The organism is Streptomyces mirabilis (assembly GCF_039503195.1).
GTDB classification, from domain to species: Bacteria; Actinomycetota; Actinomycetes; order Streptomycetales; family Streptomycetaceae; genus Streptomyces; species Streptomyces mirabilis_D.
This window is the reverse complement of the sequence record NZ_JBCJKP010000001.1, coordinates 10,844,505-10,870,471: the sequence shown is the minus strand read 5'-3', so window position 1 is coordinate 10,870,471 and position 25,967 is coordinate 10,844,505. Positions and strand designations below refer to the sequence as shown.

Sequence of the window (25,967 nt, the reverse complement as noted above, 5' to 3'; positions counted from 1 at the left end):
CAGCGGCCAGGCGCTGTCACGTTGGCTGACCGGGTGGGATGATCTTCTGGTTGATCATGCTGGGAGGGGGTCGTCCGTGGGGAGCGCGTCACCGTCGTACAGGGGGCACCGGTACCCGGTCGAGGTGATCTCCCACGGCGTGTGGCTGTACTGCCGCTTTCCGCTCAGCTTCCGCGAGGTCGAGGAGCTGATGCTCCAGTGCGGCGTCATCGTCTCCTACGAGACAGTGCGCCGCTGGGGCGCCAAGTTCGGCCAGGCCTACGCGAACGGACTGCGCCGCCGCCGGCCCCGGCCCGGAGACAAGTGGCACCTGGACGAGGTGTTCGTCAGGATCAACCGGGAGCTGAAGTACCTGTGGCGGGCTGTCGACCAGGACGGCAACGTCCTCGACATCCTCGTCCAGATCCGGCGGGACAAGGCCGCCGCTCGACGCTTCTTCCGCAGGCTGATGAAGAAGACCCGATCGGTGCCGCGGGTGGTCGTCACGGACAAGCTGCGTTCCTAACGGTGCGGCCCACCGTGAGGTCATGCCCTCCGTTGAGCACCGCTCCCACAAGGGACTGAACAACCGGGCGGAGAACAGCCACCAGCCCACGCGCCAGCGTGAACGCGCGATGAAGGGCTTCCGCAGCACGGGCGCGGCCCAGCGGTTCCTGTCCGCGTTCAGCGGCATCTCACCCCACTTCCGGCCCCACCGCCACCTGATGACCGCATCCCAACACCGAGCCGAAATGACCATCCGCTTCGCCATCTGGGACCAGATCACCGGCGCTGCCAGCCGGCCCACCACGGCCTGAACACAGGCCCTGAACGTGGGCCCACCAGGCCCCGAGGCACCATCAGACAGTCACGCACTCAACAACGTGACAACGCCCTCGACGGAGTTCAAGGCCCTCGACCCGAACGCCCTCGTGGCCGTGTCGCTGTCCGCAGCGCTCCGCCCGTTCATCAAAATGCTGGAAGGTCTCCCCCGGGCCTACGACGGCGCACTGATGAAGCAGGCTCGTCAGAGCGCCATGGAGCGGCGGCTGGCGGACTACCTTTCGCGCCCGAGACACGACACGTAGTCCGCCCGGGTGAAGTCCATCCGATGCACGACATGGGATGGACGATGCACGACATCGTCACCACAGCCAGGCCTTGGAGTGCCGCACTCGGGACAGAGCCCGCGCATCGCGGCGCGCGGCCGCTTGCCGATGCGGTTCTGTCGGGACCGAGGCCGGCGGGACTGCCGGCGAAGAAGCGGCGCCGTCCGGCGTCCTGGAGTCGCCGTCGTTGCTTGGGCAGCTCCCGCTTCTCCTCCGCTTTCGACTTCGGTGTCCGGGGCCTCTTCCAGATCGGCTCCCAGGGCGGCGATCCGAGCATGGCGGCACGCTCCTGGGCGGCTTCCCTCATGCGGGCGACGACGGCCTCGATCCTCGGGTCGTCGGGCGGCGTGGTCATCTGACTCCTCCAGTGGGTATGTCCGGGCCCGGCGGGGGCTGGACTCCGGGCGACTGAGTGTGGGGCGGTGTGACGGGCTGCGGACTGGGGCCGTGTGCGGCAGCGCGTTCCCGCATGCCGTCCTGGAGCTTGGCGGCCATCTTGGCGGCAGCCTCGATCAACCGGCGGCTCTCGTCCACCGTGGCGACGTCGGTCATCTGCTCTAGGTACCGGCCCGCCTTGCGGACCGCGCCCCCGGCACGGGCCTCGCCCCAGTCCCGTCTCGAGCATGGCGGCGGTCCAGCGGACACGGCGCCGGCGTGTGGCAGGGAGCGGGAGCCCAGTCTGTGCGAGCGGAGCACCGCGTGGACGCGGGAGGTCAAGGCGCCAGCGGCGAGGCGGGCCTTCTCGTAGCGGGACGCCGAGGGCGCGGGTCAGCGGGCGGATCACGGCCTGGTCCTCGATGTAGCTGGGGTACAGGGCGCGCAGATCGGCGGTCAACATCTTCTGGCCGACCGGGCGGGTGTAGTCGTCGATGGCCGTCTGCACGATCTGTTCGTCCAGGCCGGGTACGTGGGGTCGGCCGCGCAGGGTGTGCGCGAGGTGGCGTCGGGCTTCGGCGAGCAGGTGCCAGTGCTGGAACGCGCCGCGCATCACGTACACCACGGCGGTGATGTCGACGGCCGCCAGCGCTTTGTCGACCACCGGCCGCACCCGCGCTCACACCGCCGCGGCCGCCGCCCGCGCCCGCTCTGCCAGCCGGTACACAGTGCAGGCGCCGAACGCCCGGATCGCCGAATGCCGCCAGCCGTCGCACAGCTCGGACAGCGACCGCGCCACCCTTCGCTTCGGCGGGCGTGTCCGGTCGGCGGCCTGCCGGTCCAGCGCGTAGGCGGCCCGCTCCCCCGACGGGTGCCCTGCGCCTCTTCGTAGTCGGCGATGAGGACCGGCAGCGCGTCCGCGATCTGCTGACGGCGGGTCGACTGCCGGCCGATGAGCCGCTGGTCGATCCTGTGCACAGTCCGGTCCATGATCGAAGAACCCTTGCACGGAGCCCCCTGCCCGCTGTGCCATCCGCCGCTTCGCTGGAGTACGGCCACACCCGCCCCTCCGCTCAGCTGTCCCATCCGGCCCGCATGTGGATCAAGGCGTACCGCTGTGCTGGCTGCGAGACCGCCCGGCTCGAACAGTTCAAGGATGTGATCAAGGACCGGTACGGCTTCGAGTGACGACGTCGTGCGAATGCTGCGCACGGCTACTGAGTTTCTCGCTGCGGGGTGACCCTTTTGGCAGGTCGGCCAGCAGCCGGTTCAGTACTTAACCTGCACATCGTCCGAGAGGCGGACGGAATCTGGCATGGCGCTACAGTTCGACGCATGGGGGAACACGACAGAATGCAGCCCCGGGCTGACGTGGTGCTGCGCGGGCAAGGGATGCGCGCCTGGCTGCGCTCAGGGGAGTTGGTGCTGGACGGCGACGGGGTTCGACAGCGGATCCCGCTGTCGGCGATCGAGCGGGTAGAAGCTGAAGGTCCGCGCGGGGCAACCCTGGTTATAGTGCTGACTTCCTGCGGTTCACTGCCGGAGAGGTATGCGATACGCAGCGGTAGTCCGTCGGCGGTGCAAGCCTTCGTCGCGACGGTTGCGAAGGTCGTGCCGATCACGGATGCCGATGAACCTCGAAGCGACGGCTCGCGGCTTGTCCGCGTGGAACCCCTTCCGGCCAAGCCGAAGCGTATGGACGAATTCCAGCGGAAATTGCTCATCGGAGCCGGGGTCTGGGCGCTGCTGCTGGGAGCGATCATCGTCCGCGGCGAGGACACAGAACGCAATTCTGTTTTGTGGGCCGTCGCGCCGCTGTTCACGCTGCCGGGTGCCATGTGCGTGCACACGCTCTGGACGGGCATCCGCGATGCCCTGGTGTTGCCAAGGCACGGCATCACGGTAGTGGGGGACTTGGTAGATACGGAGGTCGACTCGGAGGGGAGCATTGTCGCGTACGTCTACGAGTTCACAGACATGGACGGGGGTGTCCACCGACATCGAGGGATGTTCGGCAGCGAAGAGTCCATCGAGATCACCTACGATCCTTCGCGTCCAACTCGATCACGTGTGCACGGACATGCAGGGGCCTCTGCTCTTGTGACTGTCTTTTGTGTCGTGCTGGGCGTCCCGATGTTCGTGGCCGGAGCTGCAATGACCCTCGTACCGTTGTCCGATCTGCTGTCGGGCTTCTGAGCCGTTCGCTTCTGGGCTGTGCGGGGCCCGCCAGTGGCTGCATGCCAGGGGTCATGCGGAAGCCGGATGCGTCAGCTCCGAGGGTAAGCCGTCGTAGCGGAATGACACCCACGCCTGAGGGGTGAGTGGACTCTGCCAATCGGCCGTGGCGGCTCCGTGGGATCGGCGTGGGGCTGCTACTGAGGTTGCCAGGTGACGTCACGGCGAGGCAGGGATCAGTCCGGTCTTGGCGATGGAACCGTCCAGCAGGCCAGGCTGGTACTGCATCCGTTTCAGGCGGGTGCGGGCCAGTGCGGCAAGCCCGTCGAGGCTGCACGGGGCGAGGTTGCCCAGACTGTTCTTCAGATGCGCCCACACACCCTCGGCCGGGTTGAGGTCGGGCGGGTAGGCGGGGAAGCGGAAGACAGTCAGCCCCTGCCGGGCCTCGATCACCGTTGCGGCTGTTGCCACTGCCGGCGCCAGCCGGATCATGCTGCTCGTAGCCGAGGTGGTCGGTGATCTCGCCCTCCAGGGCGGACTCCAGCACACGCTTGGTCAGCTGCTGCAGCAGCCCGCCCTCGCCGGTCAACTGCAGCCCGCTCGCGCGGGCCCGGTCGACCAATTGCCCGATCAACTGCTCGTCCAGCACGTCCGCCGACAACTCGACCGGCCGGGCCTCTACAACCGCCTCGGCAGAGACAGTCATGTCGCTCATCAGGTGCTACTTCCATGATCGGGAGTTACACCGAAGACCGGGGTCTGGCCCGTAGTCGGTGGTGACGCTGGGTGTCCGTCAGGGTAGGAGGATGCGGTGGCGGAGGAGGTCGAATCCGGCGCGTCCATGCATCTGTCTCATGATCCTCTTGGTGCGGGTGTTGACGCCTTCGGTGCGGCCGTTGTGGTAGGGCAGCGTGAGGCCGGCGTTCACGGCGGGCCGGTCGATTTCGAGGCCGTTGGTGAGACTGCGCAGGTGGGGTAGGTCGACGGCACGGGCGGCCGTGATCCACTCGGTGAGTTTCACGTCGTTGCCCTCGGCCGGTTTCAGCAGGGTGGCGAAGCCGCCTACGAGATCGGCGAGTGCGGTCATCTCCGGGCAGGCATTGGCGATCTTCTCCAGCAGGGTCGCTTCCTTCGGACGCAGGTTTTCGGGGTTGGTAAGCAGGAGGCGGCTGGCGTGACGTGGGGTGGTGACGGGACGGTCGCCTTCAGCGCGGCCCTGGTTGAGGTGGCGGACCAGCAGGTTCGCGCTGCCGGTGTAGCCCAACTCTCGTATCTCCCCCAGCAGTTGGGTGACAGCAACTGCTGGATCGGCCGCGCGGCGGGCGCGCAGATGGTCGCGGTAGGGGTCGACGAGGGTGGGCCGGTAGGCGGGGGCGATGCGCAGGGCCTGGGGTTCGGGCCTGCGGGCGTAGCGTTTGACGGTGTTCAGGGCCAGGCCGAGGCGGCGGGAGCAGTCGAGCAGGCCGATGCCCTGGCCGAGGAGGTCGTGGATCTTGTTCCAGCGTTCGCGGGTGGTCTGCTCGCGTACTCCGCCGGGGCGGGGCGGGTTGATGGTGGCCCAGCAGCCGGTGTGCGCGCGGACCTCGAGCTGGACTTTGTCGCAGAGGTTTCTCCAGAGGTGCCATCGGTCGCTGACCTGCACCGCGTCGGGCAGGGCACGGCGGATGGCCTCGGCGTAAGTGGCGGAGCCGTCGCGGCACACGACCTCGACACCAGGATGTTTGCGCAGCCAGGACTCCAGGGTGGCCCTCTCGCGGTCGGGCAGGACCGCGACGCGTCGGCCGGTTTCGGGCAGGACCGCGACGCGTCGGCCGGTTTCGGGCAGGACCGCGACGCGTCGGCCGGTTTCGGCATCCGTGATGATCGTGGCGTAGCGGTGGCGGCGGCGCAGGGCGAAATCGTCCACGCCGATCACCCGCGGGACCGCCTGCTGCGGCAGCGGCAGGCGTCGCAGATGGCGCAGTGCGGTACTGCGGGAAACGGGCACGGCCAGCAGGCCGGCGAGGCGTGCGGCCGCCCGGCCGCATAACTCCCGCGCCACCTGGGATATCTGCCAGGCAAGCCGCACCGTGCGACGCTGATGGCGCTCCAGCAGTCCGGGAATCTGCTCGCGGAAGGTCTGCCGTCGGCAGCCCAGGACCGGACAGACCAGCCGCCGTACGCGCAGGTGGATGATGACCCGGCGGCCGTCGACCGGCACGTCCGTCACTGACCGGCGGTGATACCCGTGCACCTTCGCCGTCGGCGTCCGGCACACCGGACACGGCACCGTCGCATCCCGAGTGCGAGCCGTGACCACCACCGCGTCACCGCCGTCCACCACGTCCTCGACGACCAGCGCCGACAGCCCGGAAAACACCGTCCCCATAAGGAAGTTGCTATCCACCACAAGATCATGATCAAGGACGGCTACGCGACGTCACCACCGACTACGGGCCAGACCCGAAGACCCGTACAGACCCCAGGGCCCCGGGAGTCCCCCACCCCGATCGTGACTGAACGCTTCACCTGACGAGTGAGCGCTTGAGTTGGCGGGAGATGCCGTCTTGATGTCCGGGCTCGCAGCCAACCCCCGAGGGGGTGCAGGGTGGAGACGTGGCAGCCCGCCAGCGCTTTTCCGGTCTGCGGCGGCCATGGCAGTCCGGCCATGCGCTGCTGGTGATCCCTGTTGTGCTCATCCTGGTGATCACTCTGGTGGACATCCACTCTCCCCCAGACGTCCATCTGGGACCGGCGCTGGTCATCGCGCCCGCGATCACTGCCTCGTTCGCCGGTCCCCGGCTGACCGGCTTCATCGGAGTTCTGGCCTTGGCGGCCCAAGCGATCATTGGCGTGTTTCACGGCGGGCTGGCCACACCGAACCACATGGTGCAATTGGTCACCATCGCGGTGCTCTCGGTCTTGGTCGTGTTCTTGAGTGCGGTGCGCGAGCGGCGCAGTCGGCAATTGGACCAGGTGCGGTCGGTTGCCGAGGCCGCGCAGCATGTCCTGCTGTGGCCGCTGCCCGAGCGGATCGGCGCCCTGCGGATCGCCTGCCTGTACCTGGCCGCCGAGGATGAGGCGCAGATCGGCGGTGACCTCTACGCGGCCACCCGCATCATCGGCGGTGTGCGCATCATGATCGGCGATGTGCGGGGCAAGGGCCTGTCCGCCATCGGCGAGGCCGCCCTCCTGCTTGGAGCCTTCCGCGAGGCCGCCCACCGGCACGCCTCCCTGCCCGATCTGGCTGCCGCCCTGGAGCAGAGCGTCACCCGCTACCTGGCCGACTTCGAGCCAGTCGAGGAAACCGGCGAACGCTTCGCCACCGCCTTGCTGCTGGAACTCCCCGACGACGACCACATCACCCGCATCATCAGCTGCGGGCACCCCCCGCCGCTGGTGCTCAGCCCCGGCCGTGCTCTCACCGTCCCCAGCCTGCACCCCGCGCCCCCGCTGGGGATCGGCGAGATGGGGCCGGAGGGATACACGATCGATGTGCTCTCCTTCGGGGCCGGCGACACGCTCCTGCTCTACACCGACGGCGTCATCGAAGCCCGCGACGCCGATGGCGACTTCTATCCCTTCGAGACACGGGCCGCCCAGTGGAGCGAGGCCGGCCCAGAATCGCTGCTGCACCACATCCAGCGCGATCTGCTCGCCCACACCAGCGGACGCCTTGAAGACGACGCGGCTCTCGTCGCGCTCCGCCGCGAGCCCGACATCCACCGACGCCACCACCACGGGCGCGTCATCCACGCGAGCGGGTAAGGTCACAGCTCCTGAACCGGACGTGAGTAAGGTCGATGCGACACCCCTCGGACCAGGCCGCAAACTCTACGAAGAAGGCCGCGGCAGCTCACTTCCAGCACCTGATGGACGACCGGTGGCAGCACGGAGTGGAGACAGCCGGGGACGTCACGCTGATCGGCCGCTACTACGAGCGCTTCGCCGACCACGCGGTATCGGTGGCCCAGCGCGTGGTCTACCTGGTCACGGGCGAGCACGCGGGCGAGCTGACCACGAACGGACCCGCATGACCTCCATCAGGCCCGGCGAGGATGTCCGTTTGCCGGGCCCTCCCCGAGCGCGCGGCGGGGTGTGTTTCGAAAGTGTTGGTCACAGCCATTCGTTGATGGCGGCGACCAGTGCTCGAAGATGAGGTTCCAGGTGCCGCCCCCGCCGTCGTGAGCGGGAACCTGGCGAGGCTGTGACAAGCTCAGGGCTCGTGACCCATCACTCGATTCCGAGGGGGCCCATGCCCAGGTCCTCACGCATGAGGCGACGCGTTTGCGCCATGGCCTTACGTCGCCGCTCTATCAGGGACGCGTCGTCGGCGGAGCCGACAGCCACTCCACGAGCATAGGCGTCGCGGATCGCGCGCAGGCAGTGGAACGCCTCGTTCCCCGCCTCCACAACCTGCGGCGGGCTCACAAGCCAGAGGCGTTCGCTCGCCGTGTAGATACCGGTGCCACGTACGGCCTCCCGCACCGCCGCGTCGCGCGCTGACTCAGACATGTGGTCGCCCAGAGCGACGGCCCGTATCTCCTCACCCGCGGCTTTGAGGGCGGAAACATACTCCGTGTACACCTCGCGCCGTACTTCCAGCGCGTGCCTGGCTTCCTCCCGCCGCCACCGGTTGCGGTCAGCGATCAGAGTGGCTGCGATGCCGATGACGGCACCGGCCAATGTGGAGAGCAGGGGCGTCCAGTCCATGTGCCGCAGCTTGTCCGAACCGGTGCGCCGGCACCAGTGGCTTTCGCTCCGGACGCGGGCACCGAACTCCCCGCCGGGTTCTGCGCCGGCGTGTCGCGGGTGCGGTCGGCCGTGACTGGTCGCCACGAAGCCACCGTGCTGGTCGCCGCCATCAACGAATGGCTGTGACCACCACTTTCGAAACACGCAGCCGACGGAACAGCGGTTCTGCCCCGTTCGGCGCGCGTGGCGTTGGCAGGCCGAGCCCCGGCGGCCAGCATGGGCACATGGTGGAACATACGACCGTCGTGCACGGCATCACCCGGAACCGGGCACGAGCCGACCGGGCGCGCAGTGGTGCGATGCACTTGCGGCCTCGACAGCGGCATCGTGGCGGAAACCCAGGCAGTGCAGATCGCCGATGATCACCGCCGGACGGCCGCAGAAGCCCGCGTTCTCACCGCGTGACAACCCCGACGTACGGCAGCCGCCCAATGCTCAGGGTTTGCCGCAGACCGAGTGGGAAGATCCCGACGTCGCGCCGATCACACTCAGGTCCGGCGCTGGCCGCCGCTGTGCCCGCGGAGCCGGTCGGCGTGGCGGGCGATGCCATCGACGCGCGCCGCGAGGTCGGGGTGATCCGCCAGATATGAGTGCGTGACCGTCAGGGGGCCGACGAGGGCGGCCGCGTCGTTGTCCGCGAGGGCGGCTGTGAGCTCGACGAGAGAGGTGCGGGCGGCGGCGGGGAGGTCGGTGAGCGCGGTGATCTGGCCGGCGAGCTGGCGAAGGTCCGCGGCGTTGGCGCGGGCCCAGGCGGTGACGGTGCGGTCGGCGGCGCGGCGGTCGCGGGTGGCCCGTACCCGCTGCTCGCCCGTGGATCCCGGGTTTCCGGGGCGTACGCGCAGGTAGCGGCGTTCGGCGGCCTGGCGGCTGGAGACGCCGAGGGAGTGGGCGAGGTCGGCCCAGCTGGCGCCTGCCTCCCGGGCCTCTTCGATCAGGCCCGGTTCCCACTCGGCGAGCTGATCGCGCGCTTCGCGGAGCAGCAGGAGCGCGGCGAGTGCCTGCTCCGAGCTGGTCTGGACGGGCCCGGGGCGCTCCCCGTCCCGCGATGTCCGGGCGGTGCGCAGGGCCTCGTGGATCGTGTTCAGCGCCGTGGCGGCGGCGAGGAAGGACGTGGGGGTGAGACCGAGGGCGCGAGGGTTTGGCTGATCGTCAACGGTCATGGAGTCTCCAACCGCAGCGTCGTCATCTCGACGACTGCCCCTGCTTGTCATCCTTTGGATGACATGTTACAACGAGGTCAGGTGAACGCATTGGCGACAAAAATGCCTGACCTGAACGCTGGAGGTGTTTCACGATGTTGATGCGCACCGACCCGTTCCGTGAGCTTGACCGGCTCACCCAGCAGCTCCTGAACACGACCGGTACCTGGTCGCGGCCGTCGGCGATGCCGATGGACGCCTATCGTGAGGGCGAGGAGTACGTGATCGCCCTCGACCTGCCCGGCGTCACCGCGGACGCGATCGACATCGACGTCGAGCGGAACATGCTGACCGTCAGAGCCGAGCGGCGGCCCGTCACCAAGGCGGACGACGTGCAGATGGAGCTCTCGGAGCGTCCTCTGGGCGTCTTCTCCCGCCAGCTGATGCTGGCCGACACCCTGGACACCGAGCACATCAAGGCGGACTACGACGCGGGTGTGCTGACCCTGCGGATCCCGATCGCCGAGCGCGCCAAGCCCCGCAAGATCGCCATCGGTGGCGGATCCGCGCACAAGGAGATCAGCGGCTGAGTCCCCTCCCAGCCACGCGGGGGACGGGGAGACGGCCTCCCTTCCGGCCGCCCCCGTCCTCCGCTCGCCGCCGCATACGCAAGGGAGCAGCGATGGCCATGCGATGGGAGGCGTTCCTGGACCAGGTCAAGGAACGCGGCAAGTACGAGAGCGCCAAGGAAGCCGAACGGGCGGCCCGCACCGTGCTGGCGCTGCTCGGCGCGCACCTGGTGGGCGAGGTACGGGCGGAGCTGGCGGCCCGGCTGCCGGAGGAAATGGCACTGATCCTGCTCAATCCGCTCCAGGCGCGCGAGCCGCTCTCCCCCGAGCGGTTCGTGCGGGCTGCCGCGGCATGGATCGAGGGCACCACTGATCAGACCGCGGCGTGGGATGTGGGCGCTGTGCTCAGCGTGGCTGCAGACGCCGCGGGCGAAGAGCTCACCGGCCGCATCCTGCTCCAGCTCCCGGCGGGCTACGACCTGCTGTTCGGCCACCCCCAGCGCGTCTAGCCGAGCCGGATGAGGAGACGGAGGCGTTGCCGATGCCGGTCCGCTGATAGAGGGATTCGCCCTGGGCGCGGGCCGTGGTGCATGCCAAGCCGGGTGTCGGCGCGAGACGATCATGGAACGGGCCCGCGCCGGCGAATCGAACACAGCGAGCAGGACGTCCACGCAGGACAAGTCGTCGTCCCAGCGGGGCGGCCAGCGTTCGCACAGCGGCTCTCAAGGCCCTACCTTCGACCAGCTGTACGAGGAGGCCAAGCGTCGCAACATCGAAGGGCGCTCGTCCATGAACAAGGCCCAGCTCAAGGAGAAACTCGGAAAATAGAGCGGCGACCTGCCACCCATCGAGGCCCATGTGGGCGGCTGCTACGCCGCGGGCAAACGACGGCGCCCCGTCCCGCGCGACGAAGCACGCCGACTCCTCACCTCGGGCATGCGCGCCGGTACGCACTGCAAGCCCGACACCCAGCTGCGCATCCTCGACTGACCCGCCACAGACGGCGCCGCGTCTCTACTCCCCCGTCCTGCACGGGACTTCGGCCTAGGCGCCCCGCTGGCGCCGAGCCGACTTCAGCAACCGAATCCGCCCCGGGCACAGCCGCTATCCGCCGTGCCCGTTCGCATCCCAGGCAGCCCGCATCGGGCTTGCCCGGCCGCCCCTGGGGGCTTACCTGACTCGGGCTTGCCACCGTCGAAGACGGCGTAGGGCGCGCCGCTCCGTTAAAGGTCGTGCGAATGCTGCACTGCCCGACAGACTCAGGGCCGCTCAATCATCGACGGGCTGTGGGCGGATCTGCACCCCCGACCCCGCACGCACGGAGTGGTGACCTGCGCGCGGATCGAACAACAGTGCCACCAGGCCGATATTCTGTGGTGAGGTGACCGGAAATCGTCACCCAGAACAGGATCCATGATGACAGCTCCCGTACCCCCGATCACAGAGCCCGACCCGTCCGCGCTGACCTGCCCCGGTGACCGGGTCGGCCTCTGCGCCGGATGTCAGCGCAAGACACATAAGTACGGCAGTGGCGGCTGTCCGCTGTGCCAGTGGTGCATGGCGCCCGTCATGGAGCGGTGGGGTCCGACCGTGCGCTACATCAGCACGCGCGCGTAGCTGCGCACCGGTCGGATGAAACCGCGCGGACCGGAGAACCTCCCGCGGGCGACGCCGCGTCGTGCCAGGCATGAGGCAGATCAATGACGCGCATGTGGCGGAGCCGGGGCTGGCCGTCGTGGAAGTCGGGGCCGCAGACGACCAGACGGCCTTTGCCCTCCAGGAAGTACTCGCCACGCGATGGGCGACCGCGACGGCGGACCGTACGACACGCGTGCCCGGCGAGCCCGGCGTACGGCTGCGCTGCTACCTGAACCTGCGACAGGAGCTCGGCACGTAGAGGTACCCGCCCCGAAGGGGTCAATACCGTGGCGCCGCAGGCCTCTTCGCCTGCTCAGCGCGGACGGCACGCATCAATCGCGGGGCGCACCACGTCTGCCTGCGACCACCCCTCTTCGTGTACTTCGACAGGCGGCCGCCCGGTGTACACGAGGGAGTCGGCCGCGGCGGCGACCGCCTTGGGTGTCGCGTAGACGCGCCGGAGTGAGGTGACCGGGCCGCGGGGGATTGAGCATCCGGGGGGCCGACGTAGGCGTACGCCCAGCCCGTCTCCTCGTCCCAGAGGAGGCGGATTCCGCCCGGGCCGACGCAGCGGCTCACATCCCGTACGCGGCTGTGGCTGCGGATCTCGGCATCACCGCGGAGTCGCTTCGGACCCGGGTGCGCAAGGACGAGGCCCAGGCCGCGCCCCAGGATCGCGATGGCAGAGGGAACGCGGCGGAGGAGCTGGCCCGGCTGCGGGCGGAGAACGCCCGGCTGCTCAAGGCCGAGCAGGAGTGGCAGCTGGAACGTGAGATCGTGCGCCGGGCACGAGCAGGCCCGCGCCGAGCGCCGGGCCGGGGAGAAGCAGACCGTGAGCGAGATCCGCGCCATCCATGCCGAACACCAGGGACATATGGGGCTCCGCACGTCCATGCTGAACCGCGCGCGAGAGGACGCCGGATCAACCGCAAGCGCGTCACCCGGCTGATGCGGATCAACCACATCGTCGGCCTGCACCTGTGCAAGAAGAAGCGGACGACGATCGCGGACAGGACCGCGCCGCCCGCGCCGGACCTGGTCATGCGCGACTTCACCGCGGACACGCTCAACACCAGGTGGTGCGGCGACATCACATACATTGCCGTCGGCGCGACATGGCTCTATCTCGCCACGGTGATCGACATCTGCTCCAGGAAGGTGGTGGGCTGGGCAATCACCGACCACATGCGCACCTCGCTGGTCACCGACCCGATCGAGATGGCCGTGGCCACCCGCGGCGGCCGGGTTCGCGGCGTCGTTTTCCACACCGACAGGGGCGCCCAATACAGCGCGGCCGCCTTCGCCGAGGTCTGTCGCCGGCACGGCATCCGCCGCAGCGTGGACCGGGTCGGCTCAAGCTATGACCACGCCCTCGCCGAGTCGTTCTTCCAGGGTCCCAAGCGCGAGTTGCTCCACGGAAGGCGCTGGACCTCGAAGGCACAGACTCGGCTGGAGCTGTTCCGCTGGCTGTCGTACTACAACCGGCGCCGTCGGCATTCCGCGCTCGGCTACCTCACACCAGCCGAGTTCGAACAGCAACTGACCACCTCACGTACGCTGTCACTCGTCGCATGAAACCCGGTGTCCACTCCCGGGGATCAACCTCAGTCCTCGCGGTCCACCTGGGGGCGTACGTGGCGAACACGATGACCGGCCCGCTCCCGGCCCACAAGGCGAGCTGGATCGGATCGGTGGTGGTGCGCACCCCCAGCTCGTTCAGCACCGGGTCGCTCTCCAGCGAACACACCGCCACCATCGGGGCCTGATGCCGACCGCCCGCCACGCTTGAGCGGTCTGCACGAGCAGGTCCAGGGTCGGCACGGTCGAGGATCCGGCCCTCGGGGGAAGAACTCCAGCGCGCACGCAGAAGCCGTGATCATTTTCCCTGCCCCGGTCGCTGCCGCGATCGTGGCACGGGCACCCTGAGGGGGCGGCAGAACTTCGGCGACTACGAGATGCCCTCGCTGCACCCGAAGGAGGAACTGGAGCCCGCGGGCCGCACGGGTTTCGGGCTGCGCGTGCGCGACTGACGGCCAGCGACGGACAAGGTGGGACGGTCATGTGCGGGAGCGTCACGAGGACGGTGCGTCGCTCTCGGCGGGATACGGCTTGTCCAGCATGGCGCAGATCGCGGCGTCGACCAGAGCCTTGTTGGCGCTTGCCGCCTTGGGTTCCTGAATGCCGAAGTTGGTGGTCGTCAGCACAGCGGCACTTCGGCGCCCGTTCGTGTCGGTGTAGATCTCGCTCGAGTATCCGGGCTGGCCGCCGGTGTGCCCCCAGACGGTGCCACAGGGAGTTTCCACTTTCATCAATCCCAGTCCGTAGCTTCCGCCTTCCTCTGGAGCAGGTACCGTCGTGAGCATCTCTTTCATCTGAGTCTTCGGCAAGATCTTGCCGGACATCAGGGCGGTCAGATATCGCTGCCAGTCGGCCGCGGTGGAGACCAGGCCCCCGGCCGCCCCGGACCAGCTCACATCGATGGCGGCGGTTTCGACATTGCCATGTGGGCGCTCGGGCCCTACGAATCCCGAGCCCTCGGGAATGTTCAGCTCGTCAGGAAGAATGGCGCTGAGGCGCTGGGCGTCGGGCTCGTATCCGACCGCGTGAGGCTTTCCGGGGCTGAATGCGGCATCGGTGGACAGGAACGTATCGTTCATCTCCAGCGGTTCGGTGATCTTCTCATCGATCAGATCGGCCAGGCTCTTCCCGGTCGCCTTCTCAAGTATGAGTTCGAGTGCCGCATAATTGGCGTTGCTGTAGGAATATTTCTTTCCGGGCGGGAGCTCGGGGGTCTGCCGTGGGGTGATCGCGAGAAGCTGCTCCGGTGTCCAGGTGCGCTTCTCCTTGCCTGTGAGCGTGGGCAGAAACTCCGGGGTCAGCAGGTAATCGCCCAGCCCGCTCGTGTGGTTGAGGAGCATCCTCACGGTGATGTTCGTGCCGTTGGGGATGAGCCCTGGCAGCCATTTCTCCACCGAGTCGTCCAGCTGAATCCTGTGCTCGGCGACCGATTGGAGAATGAGGGTGGCGGTGACCGTCTTGGTGTTCGAGGCGATTCTGAACTGGTCGGTCGCTTCGAGATGGTGATCGGCCTTGGTCCAGGAAGCCTGACGGGCGATCGCAAGGGGCCTGCCCGAATGGGGTTCGACACGGACGATCACTCCGAGGGAGCCCGTGTCCGCTGCGTTCTGCGCGAGGCCAGCCAGTCGGCCGGCGACCGACGTATTTTTCGCGACCGATGCTTTCGAGTCGCCCGGACCCGCGTCCGAACATGCGACAAGAACGGCACTCATACTGACCGCCAAGGCTATGGCTTGGACTCCCCGCGCAGTTCGGAGGCGTGGCAAGGCACGTGACGACATGAGAGTTCCTCTCGCAATGCGGAAAATGGCCGCGTACGCTGAGCGCCTGCTGCTCCTCACCCGTAGAGAGGGCAACGAACTCGGACTCGTCGTACAGGAACTATTCAGTCAGCCAGGGCCGTCCGGAACATCGCTCGATGGCGTGACTCCGAGGGAGCCAAACTCATTCGAAGGAGTGAGTCCGATTTACGAAGGCATGCGACTCCGGCGCCTCACGTGATACGGATGCTCAGGGAATGATATTTCTGGCCAGCACGGCCGCCTGCGCACGACTTTGACAGCCGGTCTTCGCGAGTACATGACTGACGTGTGTTTTCACCGTGTGCAGGCTTACCGTCAACCGATGGGCGATCTCGGCGTTGCTCAGCCCGTCTCCGATCAGACACAGCACATCGCGTTCCCGCCCGGTGAGGTACTTCAGGCGGGCCAGTTCACGGTCGTCCGGCCGACGACGGGTGCTCAGATGCCCCTGGACGATCCGACGGGTCACGGTCGGGCTCAGGACACTGTGCCCGGCCGCCGCCGCCCGTACCGCTCCGGCGAGTTCTTCGTACGGACTGTTCTTCAGCAGGAATCCCGCAGCCCCGGCGGCAAGCGCGTCGTCGACGTACTCGTCGAGGTCGAATGTCGTCAGCATGAGCGCTTGACTCCGTCCCGCTCCGAGCAGCGCTCGACGGCCCAGTTCGGACAGCACCCACAGTCCGTCGCCACGCGGCATGTGGATGTCCAGCAACAGCACGTCCGGCTTCAGCTGTCCACACTCGGCCACGGCCTGCTCACCATTGCTCACAGCGCCGACAACGGAGATGTCGGACTGACTCGCCAGTATCGCGCTCAAACCGGTGCGGATGATCGACTCGTCATCCGCCACCAGCACGCTGATCCGCTCAGACACCGGTAGTCCCCAGGGGTATGGCAGCCACGACACTGAATCCGCCGTCGTGGGTGGGCCCGGCAGCCAGCTCACCACCCAGTGCGTCCACACGTTCTCGCATGCTGACCAGACCCAGGCCCGTACCCGTACCGACAAGGCCTCGCCGGGTTCCGCGACTGTTGACCACCTCGACTCTCAGTTGCCCGGGGAAGCCATCGAGGGTGAGCCGTACCGGGGCCCCGGGTGCATGCCGGCGAGCGTTGGCCAGTGATTCCTGCACAATTCGGTAGCTCACCGCCTGTATCGAGCCGGGCAACGAATCCAGCTTGGCCCTGACCGTCACTTCAAGGATTCCTCCCGCAGCCCGGTGACTGTCCAGCAGCGCGCCCAGTTCACCAAAACCGGGCACAGGCAGCAGGGGAGTCGCATCGGCGGGGTCGCGCAGCACACGCAGCAGGTCGCGCAACTCACCGCCAGCCTGCCGACCGGCCGCCGCAAGCCCGTCGGCCTGCTCGCGCGCCCAGACAGGTAGCCCGTCACCATGGGCGCGCAGCGTCTCCGCGTGCACGACGAGCAGCGTGAGCGAGTGCGCGACCACATCGTGCATCTCGCGGGCGATGCGCGCTCGCTCCCACTCCGCCGCCTGTGCCGCTCTCAGATGCTGCTCGTGCCGCGCGTCCGCCGCTCGCTGTTCAGCCGCTACGAGGAGCGCTTGCCGGGTTCGCGCGGCGAAGCCCACGGCCCACGCCAGTGGCATCGGGGCCAGAATCGCGAGAACGTCGAAGCCACCCCGGAACTCACCGGAGTCGGCCGACTCCCGGTTCGCCCACAAGCCGATGACGGTGATCGCACATCCCCCGCACAGACCCAGCACGGTCCGCGTCCAACTGGTGCAGTGATGCCCCAAGCTGTATACGAGCACTGCCAACGGCAGAAAGGCCAGTGGTGTCAGCTTGGCGTGTTCAGCCGCACTCACCACCAGTGCCACCGCGAGTGCGGTGAAGCTCGTGAGGACGGCCGTGACAGGCAGCCGCCGCCGTAGCACGGTGACCAGCAGAGTCACCATCTCGAAGCCGAGAAGCGAGAGCCAGGATGTCCTCGACGTCTCCGTGTAGGGCTGCGACAGCAGTGGCGGAACCAAGGTCAGTGCGACGAAGACGACATCAACGCCCCGCTGGGGCTGTGTTGCGGAGACTTCCCTCACCTGGGCAATAGTAGGAGCCGGCGCATACGTCTGGGTCACTCCTAAGAATGACTTCCCGCCAAGGGCTCCTCCGAGTACGCCCCCAGTTCGGTGACGCGGGCACCGAGGCCCAGCTCGAAATCGTCGCGTCGCTGCAGAACGCGTGTGAAGGCACGAGTAATGCGGCTCTACTGCCTTGGCGTATTAGGGTCCGTCCGGTCTGTCGAGAGTGAGGCCCGTCCCGACGAGGAATCCGTCGAGGACACTGTGCCGGTACTGCAGCGCCTTGAGTCGCCTGCGGAGCAGTGTCTCCAACTCGCTGAGGGTGCGGGCGGCCAGGTTGGCCAGGCTCCGCTTGACCTGCGCCCACAGGCCCTCCACCGGGTTGAGGTCGGGCGCATATCCGGGCAGCAGGACCACCGTCAACCAGTCCCGCTCGGCAACGAGTGCCTTCATCGTCTTGGAGATGTGGGTGCTCAGCCGGTCCCACACCACGATCAGCGGGGCCTTCAGCAGTTGGTGGGCGCCGTCCAGCAGGCGGATGTAGTCCGTCTCGCCCAGCGAGCGACGCTCGCCCTTGCGGCCGGTATGCCGACGCAGCCGATAGCACAGACGGGCGGGCAGACCCGGCCGGAAGCACAGCAGCCCGGCCACCGAGAGCCGTCCCCGGCCGCGGCCGGACACCTCGGCCCTCGCGGTGATCCCGCGCCGGCCCCACGTACGGCCCCTGGGCGGCCGACCGGCCACGCCCGCTTCGTCCTCGAAGCGGATGAACGCGTCGGTCGCCGCCCGGAGGGTTTTACCTCCTGCCAGGTCGCCTCCCGCCATGCAGTGATCGCGTCCTCGTCGCGTTCGGCGGCGGGCCGGGCGGGCATCTGCATGCTGTAGCCCATCCGGTGCAGCAGTCGGGTCACCCCGGAGACGCTGTAGGAGATGTGGAACTTCCGCCCGATCAGCGTGCGTACCCTTGCCGCGGCCCACACCTGGTCGTCCACCCAGCCGTGCGCGCCCGGCCCTTCTTCGAGCCACATCGCGAGCTTGGCCTGCAGGTGAGGTCCGAGCCGACAGTCGCAGCCGGAGGGGCCTCTGGAACGCAGCGCCGTGCCTCCGCCCGTCCTCCAGGCGCGGCGCCACTGGTAGACCGACTTCTCCCTCACCCGTAACTCCCTCGCGATGCACGGGACTTCCACGCCCTCCTCGAAGAGGTCAACGGCCCGCATCCGTACGTCTTCCCGGCGCCTGCGCTATTCGGCGGTCAGTCCGCCCCCGTCCGGATACCGCATGCCTCCGGCGTGCCAGCCCGGACGGACCGCGTCAACGGTCCCGACACAGATCCAGACCCCGAAACGCCGAAGTCAGTAATGCAGATCAGAGGTTCGGGCGCGGGCGGACCGGACTCCCCGCTCGGCCATCAGTACGCATACGGGTCCTGTTGGCGTGATGTCGGCCGCGGTCAGGACCACGTGCGCGTGATCAGTCACCAACGAACCAGACGTATCGATGGGAGCCGTCTGGGCCCTGACCCCGGAGTTTGGACACCGGAGAGACTTGGATCTTGATGGTCCAGGAGAACGGAGTCCCCGTGGGGATGAAGCACTACCCCGCCGAGTTCAAGGCGGACGCGGTCGCGCTGTACCAGTCGCGGCCGGGAGCGACGATCAAGTCGGTCGCCGCTGATCTCGGGGTGAACACCGAGACGCTGCGGAACTGGATCCGGGCCGCCGACGGGCGCCGTCCCGGCGCCCACTCCGCACCTTCGGCCGCTGTGCAGCCTGGTGGTGTGGAGGTTCAGGCGGAGCTGGCCGCTGCCCGGAAGAGGATTCGCGAGCTGGAGGAAGAACGAGACATTCTCCGCAAGGCGGCCCGGTATTTCGCGACGGAGACGCGCTGGTGAACCGCTGCCAGTTCGTTGACGATCACCAGCGCCGGTTCGGCGTGAAGCGGCTCTGCGACATTCTCGGCCTCTCCCGCTCGAGCTTCTACTACTGGCGTCGCACCGCGGCCGCAAGGTCGGCCCGGCAGATCGCCGAGGAGGACCTCGCAGCCCGGATTCGCAAGGTCCACCAGGAATCTGACGGCACCTACGGTGCACCCAGGATCACCGCCGAACTCCGTGACGAGGGCGGCCCGGTGGTCAGCCACAAGCGGGTCGCGAGGATCATGCGGACCATCGGGCTCGAGGGCCTCCGTCTGCGCCGTCGGCACCGCACCACTGTCGCGGACCAGGCGGCGCCGAAGGCGCCGGATCTGATCGGCCGTGACTTCACCACGGCCGCGGTGAACACGAAATACGTCGGCGACATCACCTACCTGCCGGTCAGCGGCGCGAAGCCGCTCTACCTCGCGACCGTCGTCGACCTCGCCTCACGCCGTCTGGCCGGGTGGGCGATCGCCGACCACATGCGAACCGAGCTCGTCACCGACGCCCTGGGCGCGGTCGAGTTGTTGCTGCTTGGTGGTCGTTCTCGTAGGCGATCGGAGAGCGGACCCGCGGGAGCCTGGCCGGAGCGGTGATGCACACCGATCACGGCTCTCAATACACGAGCAGAGCCTTCACTGAAATCTGCAGGTCAGCAGGGGTCCGGCAGAGCATGGGCGCGGTCGGTTCCAGCGCCGACAACGCCGTCGCCGAGTCGTTCAACGCGGCCTTCAAGAGGGAGACGCTCAAGGGCCGCAAAGGCTGGTCGAACGAGCGCGAGGCGCGACTCGACGCCTTCCGCTGGCTGACCCGATACAACACCCGTCGCCGGCACTCCCACCTCGGCCATCGATCTCCGATCGCCTACGAGAACGACCACCAAGCAGCAACAACTACCCTGGCCCAAGCCGCATAGACGTGTTCAAAATCCGGGGTCAAGGCCCGTCACCCAGCTCCTGCCCTTGTTGGACGCGGTGCCATCCATCCGGGGTCTGCGGGGGCTCCCCCGCCGCAAGCCTCGGCGACTGTACGCGGACAGGGGCTACGACTTCGACCAGTACCGCCGCCTGCTGTGGAAGCGTGGCATCAAGCCCGTGATCGCCCGACGCGGCGTCGCCCACGGCCTCCGGACTGGGCAAGGTCCGCTGGGTGGTCGAGCGCTCCTTCGCCTGGCTCCACCAGTTCAAACGACTCCGCACCCGCTACGAGCGACGCGCCGACCTCCATCAAGGCATGCCTGAACTCGCCTGCGGAATCATCTGTCTCCGACGACTTCGGAGAGCAGTCGAAGCGCAGAAGTAGGCTTCTGACGCGTGACCTTTTCTCCTCACGGCGTACCTGCGCCACTCCGCCATGAGCCCAACCCGGAGGCCGGGCAAGAGGCAGATGACGACGCGTTGATCAAAGCTCTGCAGGCTCGCGCATGGGATCCGGGCCTGCGATTCGACCGCGCGGACGTCCCTGTCGCGTGGATCATCGAGCGTTATGGCAAGCCCCGGTTGGAGCGGATGCGAGACGACACAGTTTCGTATGGCAGTGATGGGACGGTGGAGCTCAAGGCCGAGACCGAGGAGGTGACCGACTACTACGCCGACGCTCCTCGCGGGCCGCTGTTCCCTCCGGTCTCCCTTTCAGAGGTCGAGAAGGCAGAACGGAGAATCGGACGCCGTCTTCCCGAATTGCTTCGGCGCCTCTACACCGAGGTCGCCAACGGAGGATTCGGACCCGAGGGCGGCCTGGCCTCCCTGACCGACGGCAACCGGGCTCCAGGGCACTTGCGCGACTGGCCATGCGCGGCCAGCGTCCACGAACGCAACCTGTCAGAGGGCATGCCGGCGTCGTGGCTCTTCCTCACCTACGGCGGCTGCACGATGGAATGGCATGTCTCACTAAGCGCAGTCGACAACCCAGTGCTTCTCTACGACGCCGACGGCTACACCTTCAGCGAAGGCCCTCACGACGGCCTTCGCCATGCGACCGCGTCACTACGGAAATGGCTGTGGACCTGGGCTGACGGCGGCGACGTCTGGGATGAAGTCGTGTGACTGCTCTCACGAGCAAGAGTGGGGTCGCATCCCACGTCCAGCTCATTCTGAAACGGTCAGTTAATGTCGGCAATGAAGTCAAGCGAAGACGGCGGCGTCGGCACGTTGAGTATCGGCGCCCTCGCGGCACGGTTCGGCCTGGCCATGCACGTGCTGCGACATTGGGAGGCGATGGGCCTGCTGCGCCCCGGACGGGACGCGGAGGACGCCGCCGCTACGGTGCGGACGACCTCACCCGCGCGGCGACGATCCTCATCTTGAAGGAGGCCGGCCTTGGCCTGAACACCATCAGGAGCCTGTCCGCCACCGTCGACCGCGCCACCCGGCGCGAGATCCTGCGTCCCGCGGCCGAGGAACTCCGGTCGAGAATCGCGGCAGCCCAGGCCTCATTGGAGCTCATCGAGGGCGGCCTGACCTGCGAGTACGAGGACGTCACCCTGTGCCCGAACTACCGGCGGCTCATCGCCGAGCCGGTCGGCCCCCGAAGTCCGGCCGGAGAGCCAGTGATCGAGGCCGTGGCACCACCCGGCTTCGCGCCACCCCGACCTCCCCGGCCGTCGCCCTCTCCGTGAAGTAGGCAACGGACGCAGTCGGTTAACCGGAACGGCATGAGCCTACGAAGGGACCAAACGAGTGACGCGGACACTTGGAGAGTGGTCGGAAAAATCTTGGAAAAGGACGTCGGAGCAGGCATCCCAGTCGAAATCCCGACGTTCTTCGGGCAGGGCCGCGACCGCGTCGGACACGAGCCGCGGCCGGTTCCGTGTCAGGTCCTGGGCGCGGGCGATACCGAGGTGGAGCGCCATCTCCTCGCTGGTGCTGCGCGGTTCGACTCCGGCGGTGGACGCGCAATCGGCGGCCAGATCGTCGAAGGCCCGGGCCATCTGCCGCCGCCAGAGACGGTCTTGGTGCCAGGCCACCCGCGGCAAGGAGCCGAAGAGCCCGTCGGCGCCTCGCTGGAGCGGCTGGTCACCCAGCGTGGACACTTCCTGCCATGCCTGCTCCGACAGTTCCTGAAGAGCCAGGCGCAGAACCTCGCGGAAGGCCTGTGTCATTGCGTCTCCTTGGGGATGTGGTCCTCGTGGTGCTGGCGGTGCGAGTGCTGGGCCGGGACGCGGTGGCGCTGCCGCGCCGCGCGGCGCGGCCGGGGTACGGGTGGGGGTCAGCGAGCTGCGCCGCAACGACGAGGACGGGCAGGCGTGAGGCGGGACTTCGCGGAATATTCAGCCGGCGCCACGCCGATGACAGAGCTGCCGTTGGGCTTCGAGGCGTTCCACCGGATGCACCGCCCGGCGTATGTGCGCTGGGCGAAGACGTACCTGAACAATCAGGCCGATGCCGAGGAAGCGGTCGACTGCGCCTTCGAGCAGTCACCCATGGCCTGGCCGCAGGTGCTGGCAAAGGAGAGCCCGGCGGCCTACGCCTGGCAGGTGATGAAGAAAGAACCGCACGGTCGATGTCGGCCGGGCCCGCGGCCGCCCTGAGGCGCTGGTCGACACGGCGGCCTTCGAGACGGCAGCCCTGCGCGAGGCGGTCGACCCCATCGGCCAGCTGGAGGAGAACATCACCCTCTTCCGGGCGATCGAGTCGCTGCCGGAGCGGCAGCGGGACTTCACCGTGCTGCTCCACGTCCTTGGGCACTCCGTCCGCGAGAGCGCCGACCATCTCGGCATCACGCCGGCGGCCGTGCGCTCCACCGCCCGTTACGCAAGGCGCCGCCTGCAGGAAACCCTCGGGCTGGCCCAGGAAGGACACGCCGATGACGTCGCAGATTGACCAGCTGCTGGCCAAGGCCCGACTGGTCAACGATCCCTATCCCCAGGAGGACATCGACGCCGCAGCCGACCGCATCGCCGCGTGGGTCGCCGCCCGTCGCGCCGAAGCCGCCCCGCACACCGGGCCCGCACCCTGCGAGCCACCCCGGCTCGCGGGACACGCCGGTGCGGGAGCGGCGGCGCAGGATCTGCGCACCCTGTGCGAGACAGCCGTCATGAGCTCCGGGGCCCTGGCCAGCCTGCGGCACTTCGTGGCCCGCTCACTGCCCGAACCAGCAGGAGCACGGGTGCTGGGGTGCGTCCTCCAGCTCACCGAGCGGGAGGACTCCGCACGGTTTTGGTGGCAGTACGCCGCCGGAGCCGGAGACAGCCCCGCCGTCTACTGCCTCTACCTCCACCACACGGCCCACGGCGAACAGAGAGAAGCTGAGTGGTGGCACACCCAGACAGAAACGTCCCTCGCCCGTGATGAAGAAGCCGGGCCACAAGAACTGGCCACGACCCTGCGCCTCCTTCGGGGCCTGAAGACCGACGAAGAGACGTCAGACTTGGCCACAAGGACGGCAGCGGTCAGCGCCGTCCTTGACTACGTCCCCGCAGCTGTGGCCTACGTCGACGACGACCTCGACCTGCCCCTTCCCGACGCCGACTTCGCCGACCACATCACGTCACTGACCGCGACGCCCGCCCCCCGTACAGTCGGCCGACAGCCCTTCGACCCCTTGGCGGAACGCCAGTCCCGCTGGCGCGCGTCGTCATCCGCCGCGCCGGCGCACCCGGCCGACTTCATTCAGTGTCTTCCCCCATCACCGACGAGCTCGCCCGCTTGGAAGTGGCACGACAGCGGGGGGCGTTCGGCCATACGCAGCGCACCGGTGACTTCGCGGCAGCACGCCGCCGGGACCGGGCCTGGCAGGCGTTCTGGCAGCACTGCGAGGACTGGGCCGACTGCGACCCCACCGGAATCCCGTGCCGGACCTACGGCATGCTGTGGTAACCCGTCGTCAGGAAGCGCGCCGCCGTCGTGGCGCCCGGCCACAGCTTGATCACCTGGTGCTGCTGAAACACTCCCTTCCGGGATGTCCGAGGGACGGGTAGTAGCAGGCACGTAGGTGAGGAGGCTGAGGGGCGGCGATCATCGTCGTCGTCGTCACTTCGTTGTCTGCCGACTGTGCTGTTCCGACAGCACTCTGGGAGTGCGCGTCCGGGCCGGTGATTTCGATGCGGAAGCCAGGATGCGTGGGCCAGGCGCGGATCCATCCGGCCTGGCAGCTCGGGCTGAGCCGGATTTCGAGGCGCGTGCCGTCGGCCGCTGTGCGGGAAGCTGTGGTGATGGGATCCTCACATGCCGTCGTACGCGGGTTCCTACCTTCACACGACCGCAACTGGCATATGGGCGGGCGGGCGGCCGTCTGGGCGGTGGTGGGGCGGGAGGCGTGGACAACGGCGGCGGGCGTCACCATCGCCGCACACAGCAAGACGACCCCGGCCGCCGTGCCCGCAGGCCGCTTGTCGATCCAAGCAGAGGCTGCAAGCAGCGCTCTGCGGATACGGCTCACGGATCGTGGGCGAGGGGGGCTGTCGAGTACAGCGGCATCGACGCCGCAAGAGGGCGGAGATGGCCGGCCAGAGCCGGCAGACCTCGGTTGCCCGCGTCCGCTCCAGGCCGTGTCCGCCAGTGCCCACTGAGCCAGGAGTTCGTCCTCGGGCTGGAGTGCCGCCTTGCATAGGGCTTGGACGGCATGCCGAGGCGGGAACTGCTTGCCGTTGAGGTACCGCTCCCAGGACGACTTGCTGATGGCTGTCGCTTGCGCCAGTTCGGTGAGAGTGAAGCCGCTGCCGTCTTTCAGGCTGCGCAGGTCGGTAACGAGACGTGAGCAGGCGGCGGGCAGATCTTGAGGCAGCCCTCGCCAGCGAGCCGCGGAGTACGCCATTCCCCCGGTCCTTCTTTCCTCATCGCCTTCTAATCCACATGCCGTAGTAACGCCCATGTCTGCTCACCGACTATCCCGTCGGCAGGTACGTGGTCCTGACGCTGCAACCGTTTGACCTCCGCCTCCGTGCGTTCGCCGAAGTCCCCGTCCACGTCACCGGGTGAAAGCTTGTGGCGCAGAAGCAGGCACTGCACTTCAGCGGCGTCGGGGCCTGTCGCGTTGCGCATGACCAAGCGGGACGTGGTGGTGCTATTCCCGGCAAACAGCTGGTCGCCACGCCGGGCGTAGGCGCACGTGTACTTTCCAACGCCTGCCACGCCAGTCACAGGGCTTTGCTCGCGCCAGGGATCGATAATCAGTAAGACCGAGGTAATCGCGGAAAGCAGCAGCGCAGCTGCGGCAACGGACAATGCCGCCACCCGGATCTCCGGCTCCTGCTCTGCCGGACTGTCCTCTGCCGACGTCACCGCCGCGGCGGTCCACGTTCTCTCGGCAGCCTTCCGCAAGGCCAGCAACGGCGTGACATCCGCGCCAGCCATCCTGGCCAGCGCCTCGACAGCGGCCTGAGGCGGCAGCGCCTTCCCGTTGAGATACCGCTCCCACGAAGACCTGCTGAAAGGCGTTTTCGCTTGGAGCGACTCCAGGCTCAGCCCGCTGTGATCCTTCAGCCGCCGCAACTCCACCACAAGCTGCCGAGCGTGCAGATCAAGCGACTTGGGCAGCGCTTTCCATCTCACCACGCCTCCTCACCAGTACTCAGGTCCTCCACGAGCTGCGGAACGCCCGCACAGCCAGGACCTACCCTCAGTCTCTACTCGTTCCGCCACTCGCGTCGCGCGTTCGTCTGCCCGCCCACTTTCGCGCGCTCGATTCCGGTCACGTCAGCAGACGGCTCGAAGCGCCCGTCGATTTCACCAACCCCATTTCCCGGGAACACGTCCCCCCCACTGCGTCTCTGCAGGCCACAGCCTGAGACTTTCCCGGGACGTCTCAAACTGCTCACCGTCGGTAGAAACGTGCCCATCCGTCCAGCACGCTCGTGCTGACGTCAGGCGTCACGACCAAGAACCAGCCATGATGGGGGAAATCTGTGCAACTACGCACTCGTATGATTCCGTTCGCGATTACTGCCGTGCTGATCGGGACAGGCGCGGCCACTGT

General features: G+C 67.9%; 23 protein-coding genes and 14 pseudogenes. 23 read left to right on the top strand and 14 right to left on the bottom strand.

Going from position 1 to position 25,967, the window contains the following annotated elements; translation table 11 throughout:
- The first annotated feature begins 76 nt into the window (after positions 1-76).
- The 3 genes and pseudogenes from AAFF41_RS49895 (at position 77) to AAFF41_RS52080 (ending at position 1,447) form a co-directional block, all read left to right on the top strand.
- A pseudogene (locus AAFF41_RS49895) lies at positions 77-797 on the top strand (IS6 family transposase).
- 66 nt (positions 798-863) lie between these two features.
- Positions 864-1,067, top strand: a complete 204-nt coding sequence (locus tag AAFF41_RS49890) for a hypothetical protein (protein ID WP_319754844.1) — start codon at positions 864-866, stop codon at positions 1,065-1,067.
- A 212-nt stretch (positions 1,068-1,279) separates the two neighbouring features.
- Positions 1,280-1,447 carry a hypothetical protein gene (locus AAFF41_RS52080; RefSeq protein WP_415926098.1) on the top strand — a complete coding sequence of 56 codons (168 nt, stop codon included), beginning with the start codon at positions 1,280-1,282 and terminating at the stop codon, positions 1,445-1,447.
- On the opposite strand, the pseudogene AAFF41_RS52075 reads toward AAFF41_RS52080, so the two are convergent.
- Positions 1,440-2,432, bottom strand: a pseudogene (locus tag AAFF41_RS52075) (MobF family relaxase); the annotation flags it as partial. The gene AAFF41_RS52080 and the pseudogene AAFF41_RS52075 sit on opposite strands and share 8 nt — an antisense overlap.
- Before the next feature lie 57 nt (positions 2,433-2,489).
- On the opposite strand from AAFF41_RS52075, the gene AAFF41_RS49875 reads away from it, so the two are divergent.
- Both AAFF41_RS49875 and AAFF41_RS49870 read left to right on the top strand, forming a co-directional pair.
- Entirely contained in the window at positions 2,490-2,651 is a 162-nt protein-coding gene (locus AAFF41_RS49875) for a hypothetical protein (RefSeq protein ID WP_319754846.1), read from the top strand.
- A 147-nt stretch (positions 2,652-2,798) separates the two neighbouring features.
- Positions 2,799-3,659 (top strand): DUF3592 domain-containing protein, encoded by an 861-nt coding sequence (locus tag AAFF41_RS49870; RefSeq protein ID WP_343326184.1) that lies wholly within the window; start codon positions 2,799-2,801, stop codon positions 3,657-3,659.
- 198 nt (positions 3,660-3,857) lie between these two features.
- On the opposite strand, the pseudogene AAFF41_RS49865 reads toward AAFF41_RS49870, so the two are convergent.
- The 3 genes and pseudogenes from AAFF41_RS49865 to AAFF41_RS49855 form a co-directional block, all read right to left on the bottom strand.
- Positions 3,858-4,082: pseudogene (locus AAFF41_RS49865) on the bottom strand (IS630 family transposase); the annotation flags it as partial.
- 7 nt (positions 4,083-4,089) lie between these two features.
- Positions 4,090-4,353: pseudogene (locus AAFF41_RS49860) on the bottom strand (transposase); the annotation flags it as partial.
- A 78-nt stretch (positions 4,354-4,431) separates the two neighbouring features.
- Positions 4,432-6,027 carry an ISL3 family transposase gene (locus tag AAFF41_RS49855; protein ID WP_425526220.1) on the bottom strand — a complete coding sequence of 532 codons (1,596 nt, stop codon included), beginning with the start codon at positions 6,025-6,027 and terminating at the stop codon, positions 4,432-4,434.
- Between the two features lie 206 nt (positions 6,028-6,233).
- On the opposite strand from AAFF41_RS49855, the gene AAFF41_RS49850 reads away from it, so the two are divergent.
- The gene (locus AAFF41_RS49850; protein WP_343326182.1) at positions 6,234-7,385 is read left to right on the top strand and encodes a PP2C family protein-serine/threonine phosphatase; all 1,152 of its coding nucleotides are present in this window, start codon (positions 6,234-6,236) and stop codon (positions 7,383-7,385) included.
- Between the two features lie 92 nt (positions 7,386-7,477).
- A pseudogene (locus tag AAFF41_RS49845) lies at positions 7,478-7,654 on the top strand (phosphate signaling complex protein PhoU); the annotation flags it as partial.
- Between the two features lie 196 nt (positions 7,655-7,850).
- On the opposite strand, the gene AAFF41_RS49840 reads toward AAFF41_RS49845, so the two are convergent.
- Positions 7,851-8,330 (bottom strand): hypothetical protein, encoded by a 480-nt coding sequence (locus AAFF41_RS49840; RefSeq protein WP_343326181.1) that lies wholly within the window; start codon positions 8,328-8,330, stop codon positions 7,851-7,853.
- A 36-nt stretch (positions 8,331-8,366) separates the two neighbouring features.
- Between AAFF41_RS49840 and AAFF41_RS49835 the strand changes: the two genes are divergently transcribed.
- Positions 8,367-8,498 carry a hypothetical protein gene (locus AAFF41_RS49835; protein WP_319754369.1) on the top strand — a complete coding sequence of 44 codons (132 nt, stop codon included), beginning with the start codon at positions 8,367-8,369 and terminating at the stop codon, positions 8,496-8,498.
- Between the two features lie 362 nt (positions 8,499-8,860).
- On the opposite strand, the gene AAFF41_RS49830 is transcribed toward AAFF41_RS49835, so the two are convergent.
- Positions 8,861-9,532, bottom strand: a complete 672-nt coding sequence (locus AAFF41_RS49830; protein WP_319754370.1) for a type III effector protein — start codon at positions 9,530-9,532, stop codon at positions 8,861-8,863.
- Positions 9,533-9,666: 134 nt separating this feature from the next.
- Between AAFF41_RS49830 and AAFF41_RS49825 the strand changes: the two genes are divergently transcribed.
- The 7 genes and pseudogenes from AAFF41_RS49825 to AAFF41_RS49795 all read left to right on the top strand — a co-directional run.
- Complete coding sequence (locus AAFF41_RS49825) at positions 9,667-10,101, top strand: Hsp20/alpha crystallin family protein (protein WP_343326180.1); 435 nt, start codon at positions 9,667-9,669, stop codon at positions 10,099-10,101.
- Between the two features lie 92 nt (positions 10,102-10,193).
- Complete coding sequence (locus tag AAFF41_RS49820) at positions 10,194-10,589, top strand: DUF2267 domain-containing protein (protein WP_319754372.1); 396 nt, start codon at positions 10,194-10,196, stop codon at positions 10,587-10,589.
- Between the two features lie 109 nt (positions 10,590-10,698).
- Positions 10,699-10,908, top strand: a pseudogene (locus AAFF41_RS49815) (plasmid stabilization protein); the annotation flags it as partial.
- Between the two features lie 9 nt (positions 10,909-10,917).
- Positions 10,918-11,070 (top strand): DUF6233 domain-containing protein, encoded by a 153-nt coding sequence (locus AAFF41_RS49810; protein WP_425526271.1) that lies wholly within the window; start codon positions 10,918-10,920, stop codon positions 11,068-11,070.
- A gap of 697 nt (positions 11,071-11,767) precedes the next feature.
- Positions 11,768-11,977 (top strand): DUF6207 family protein, encoded by a 210-nt coding sequence (locus tag AAFF41_RS49805; protein WP_343326179.1) that lies wholly within the window; start codon positions 11,768-11,770, stop codon positions 11,975-11,977.
- Positions 11,978-12,303: 326 nt separating this feature from the next.
- Positions 12,304-12,456: pseudogene (locus AAFF41_RS49800) on the top strand (IS3-like element ISRhosp1 family transposase); the annotation flags it as partial.
- A 52-nt stretch (positions 12,457-12,508) separates the two neighbouring features.
- Positions 12,509-13,293: pseudogene (locus AAFF41_RS49795) on the top strand (IS3 family transposase); the annotation flags it as partial.
- A 32-nt stretch (positions 13,294-13,325) separates the two neighbouring features.
- On the opposite strand, the pseudogene AAFF41_RS49790 reads toward AAFF41_RS49795, so the two are convergent.
- Positions 13,326-13,649, bottom strand: a pseudogene (locus tag AAFF41_RS49790) (DEAD/DEAH box helicase); the annotation flags it as partial.
- Here AAFF41_RS49790 and AAFF41_RS49785 point away from each other — a divergent pair.
- Positions 13,650-13,748, top strand: a pseudogene (locus AAFF41_RS49785) (NAD(P)H-dependent oxidoreductase); the annotation flags it as partial.
- Between the two features lie 42 nt (positions 13,749-13,790).
- On the opposite strand, the gene AAFF41_RS49780 reads toward AAFF41_RS49785, so the two are convergent.
- The 4 genes and pseudogenes from AAFF41_RS49780 to AAFF41_RS52070 all read right to left on the bottom strand — a co-directional run bounded on the left by AAFF41_RS49780 (position 13,791) and on the right by AAFF41_RS52070 (position 18,417).
- Positions 13,791-15,008 carry a serine hydrolase domain-containing protein gene (locus tag AAFF41_RS49780; RefSeq protein WP_343326178.1) on the bottom strand — a complete coding sequence of 406 codons (1,218 nt, stop codon included), beginning with the start codon at positions 15,006-15,008 and terminating at the stop codon, positions 13,791-13,793.
- A gap of 298 nt (positions 15,009-15,306) precedes the next feature.
- On the bottom strand, positions 15,307-15,972 hold the full coding sequence (locus tag AAFF41_RS49775) for a response regulator transcription factor (RefSeq protein ID WP_343326177.1): 666 nt from the start codon (positions 15,970-15,972) through the stop codon (positions 15,307-15,309).
- A complete protein-coding gene (locus AAFF41_RS49770) occupies positions 15,965-17,155 on the bottom strand; it encodes a sensor histidine kinase (RefSeq protein WP_343326176.1) in 1,191 nt (396 codons plus the stop codon). The genes AAFF41_RS49775 and AAFF41_RS49770 overlap by 8 nt, the downstream gene beginning before the upstream one ends.
- A 183-nt stretch (positions 17,156-17,338) precedes the next feature.
- Positions 17,339-18,417, bottom strand: a pseudogene (locus AAFF41_RS52070) (IS630 family transposase).
- A gap of 299 nt (positions 18,418-18,716) precedes the next feature.
- On the opposite strand from AAFF41_RS52070, the pseudogene AAFF41_RS49755 reads away from it, so the two are divergent.
- The 4 genes and pseudogenes from AAFF41_RS49755 (at position 18,717) to AAFF41_RS49740 (ending at position 21,669) form a co-directional block, all read left to right on the top strand.
- Positions 18,717-19,968 (top strand): annotated as a pseudogene (locus tag AAFF41_RS49755) (IS3 family transposase).
- 28 nt (positions 19,969-19,996) lie between these two features.
- Positions 19,997-20,354, top strand: a pseudogene (locus AAFF41_RS49750) (transposase); the annotation flags it as partial.
- An 11-nt stretch (positions 20,355-20,365) separates the two neighbouring features.
- Positions 20,366-21,097: a hypothetical protein gene (locus tag AAFF41_RS49745; protein WP_343326175.1), complete on the top strand. Its 732-nt coding sequence runs from the start codon at positions 20,366-20,368 to the stop codon at positions 21,095-21,097.
- Positions 21,098-21,169: 72 nt separating this feature from the next.
- Positions 21,170-21,669 (top strand): annotated as a pseudogene (locus AAFF41_RS49740) (MerR family transcriptional regulator).
- A 42-nt stretch (positions 21,670-21,711) separates the two neighbouring features.
- On the opposite strand, the gene AAFF41_RS49735 reads toward AAFF41_RS49740, so the two are convergent.
- Positions 21,712-22,152, bottom strand: coding sequence for a hypothetical protein (locus tag AAFF41_RS49735; RefSeq protein ID WP_343326174.1), 441 nt, complete (start codon positions 22,150-22,152; stop codon positions 21,712-21,714).
- Between the two features lie 144 nt (positions 22,153-22,296).
- Here AAFF41_RS49735 and AAFF41_RS49730 point away from each other — a divergent pair, with 144 nt between their 5' ends.
- The 3 genes from AAFF41_RS49730 (at position 22,297) to AAFF41_RS49720 (ending at position 23,869) form a co-directional block, all read left to right on the top strand.
- Positions 22,297-22,581 carry a sigma-70 RNA polymerase sigma factor region 4 domain-containing protein gene (locus AAFF41_RS49730; RefSeq protein ID WP_319754381.1) on the top strand — a complete coding sequence of 95 codons (285 nt, stop codon included), beginning with the start codon at positions 22,297-22,299 and terminating at the stop codon, positions 22,579-22,581.
- Positions 22,582-22,714: 133 nt separating this feature from the next.
- Positions 22,715-22,873: a sigma-70 RNA polymerase sigma factor region 4 domain-containing protein gene (locus AAFF41_RS49725; RefSeq protein WP_343326173.1), complete on the top strand. Its 159-nt coding sequence runs from the start codon at positions 22,715-22,717 to the stop codon at positions 22,871-22,873.
- A 792-nt stretch (positions 22,874-23,665) separates the two neighbouring features.
- Entirely contained in the window at positions 23,666-23,869 is a 204-nt protein-coding gene (locus tag AAFF41_RS49720; protein WP_343326172.1) for a hypothetical protein, read from the top strand.
- A 49-nt stretch (positions 23,870-23,918) separates the two neighbouring features.
- Here AAFF41_RS49720 and AAFF41_RS49715 read toward each other — a convergent pair whose 3' ends face one another.
- Positions 23,919-24,806 carry a helix-turn-helix domain-containing protein gene (locus AAFF41_RS49715; RefSeq protein WP_343326171.1) on the bottom strand — a complete coding sequence of 296 codons (888 nt, stop codon included), beginning with the start codon at positions 24,804-24,806 and terminating at the stop codon, positions 23,919-23,921.
- Between the two features lie 29 nt (positions 24,807-24,835).
- Entirely contained in the window at positions 24,836-25,543 is a 708-nt protein-coding gene (locus AAFF41_RS49710; protein ID WP_343326170.1) for a helix-turn-helix domain-containing protein, read from the bottom strand.
- Positions 25,544-25,967 lie beyond the last annotated feature (424 nt).

Bases quoted from the DNA above. Each gene is read 5' to 3' on its own strand.
- AAFF41_RS49870 (WP_343326184.1), top strand. From the start codon at position 2,799: ATGGGGGAACACGACAGAATGCAGCCCCGGGCTGACGTGGTGCTGCGC.
- AAFF41_RS49840 (WP_343326181.1), bottom strand. From the start codon at position 8,330: ATGGACTGGACGCCCCTGCTCTCCACATTGGCCGGTGCCGTCATCGGC.
- AAFF41_RS49830 (WP_319754370.1), bottom strand. From the start codon at position 9,532: ATGACCGTTGACGATCAGCCAAACCCTCGCGCCCTCGGTCTCACCCCC.
- AAFF41_RS49825 (WP_343326180.1), top strand. From the start codon at position 9,667: ATGTTGATGCGCACCGACCCGTTCCGTGAGCTTGACCGGCTCACCCAG.
- AAFF41_RS49820 (WP_319754372.1), top strand. From the start codon at position 10,194: ATGGCCATGCGATGGGAGGCGTTCCTGGACCAGGTCAAGGAACGCGGC.
- AAFF41_RS49805 (WP_343326179.1), top strand. From the start codon at position 11,768: ATGAGGCAGATCAATGACGCGCATGTGGCGGAGCCGGGGCTGGCCGTC.
- AAFF41_RS49780 (WP_343326178.1), bottom strand. From the start codon at position 15,008: ATGAGTGCCGTTCTTGTCGCATGTTCGGACGCGGGTCCGGGCGACTCG.
- AAFF41_RS49735 (WP_343326174.1), bottom strand. From the start codon at position 22,152: ATGACACAGGCCTTCCGCGAGGTTCTGCGCCTGGCTCTTCAGGAACTG.
- AAFF41_RS49715 (WP_343326171.1), bottom strand. From the start codon at position 24,806: ATGGCGTACTCCGCGGCTCGCTGGCGAGGGCTGCCTCAAGATCTGCCC.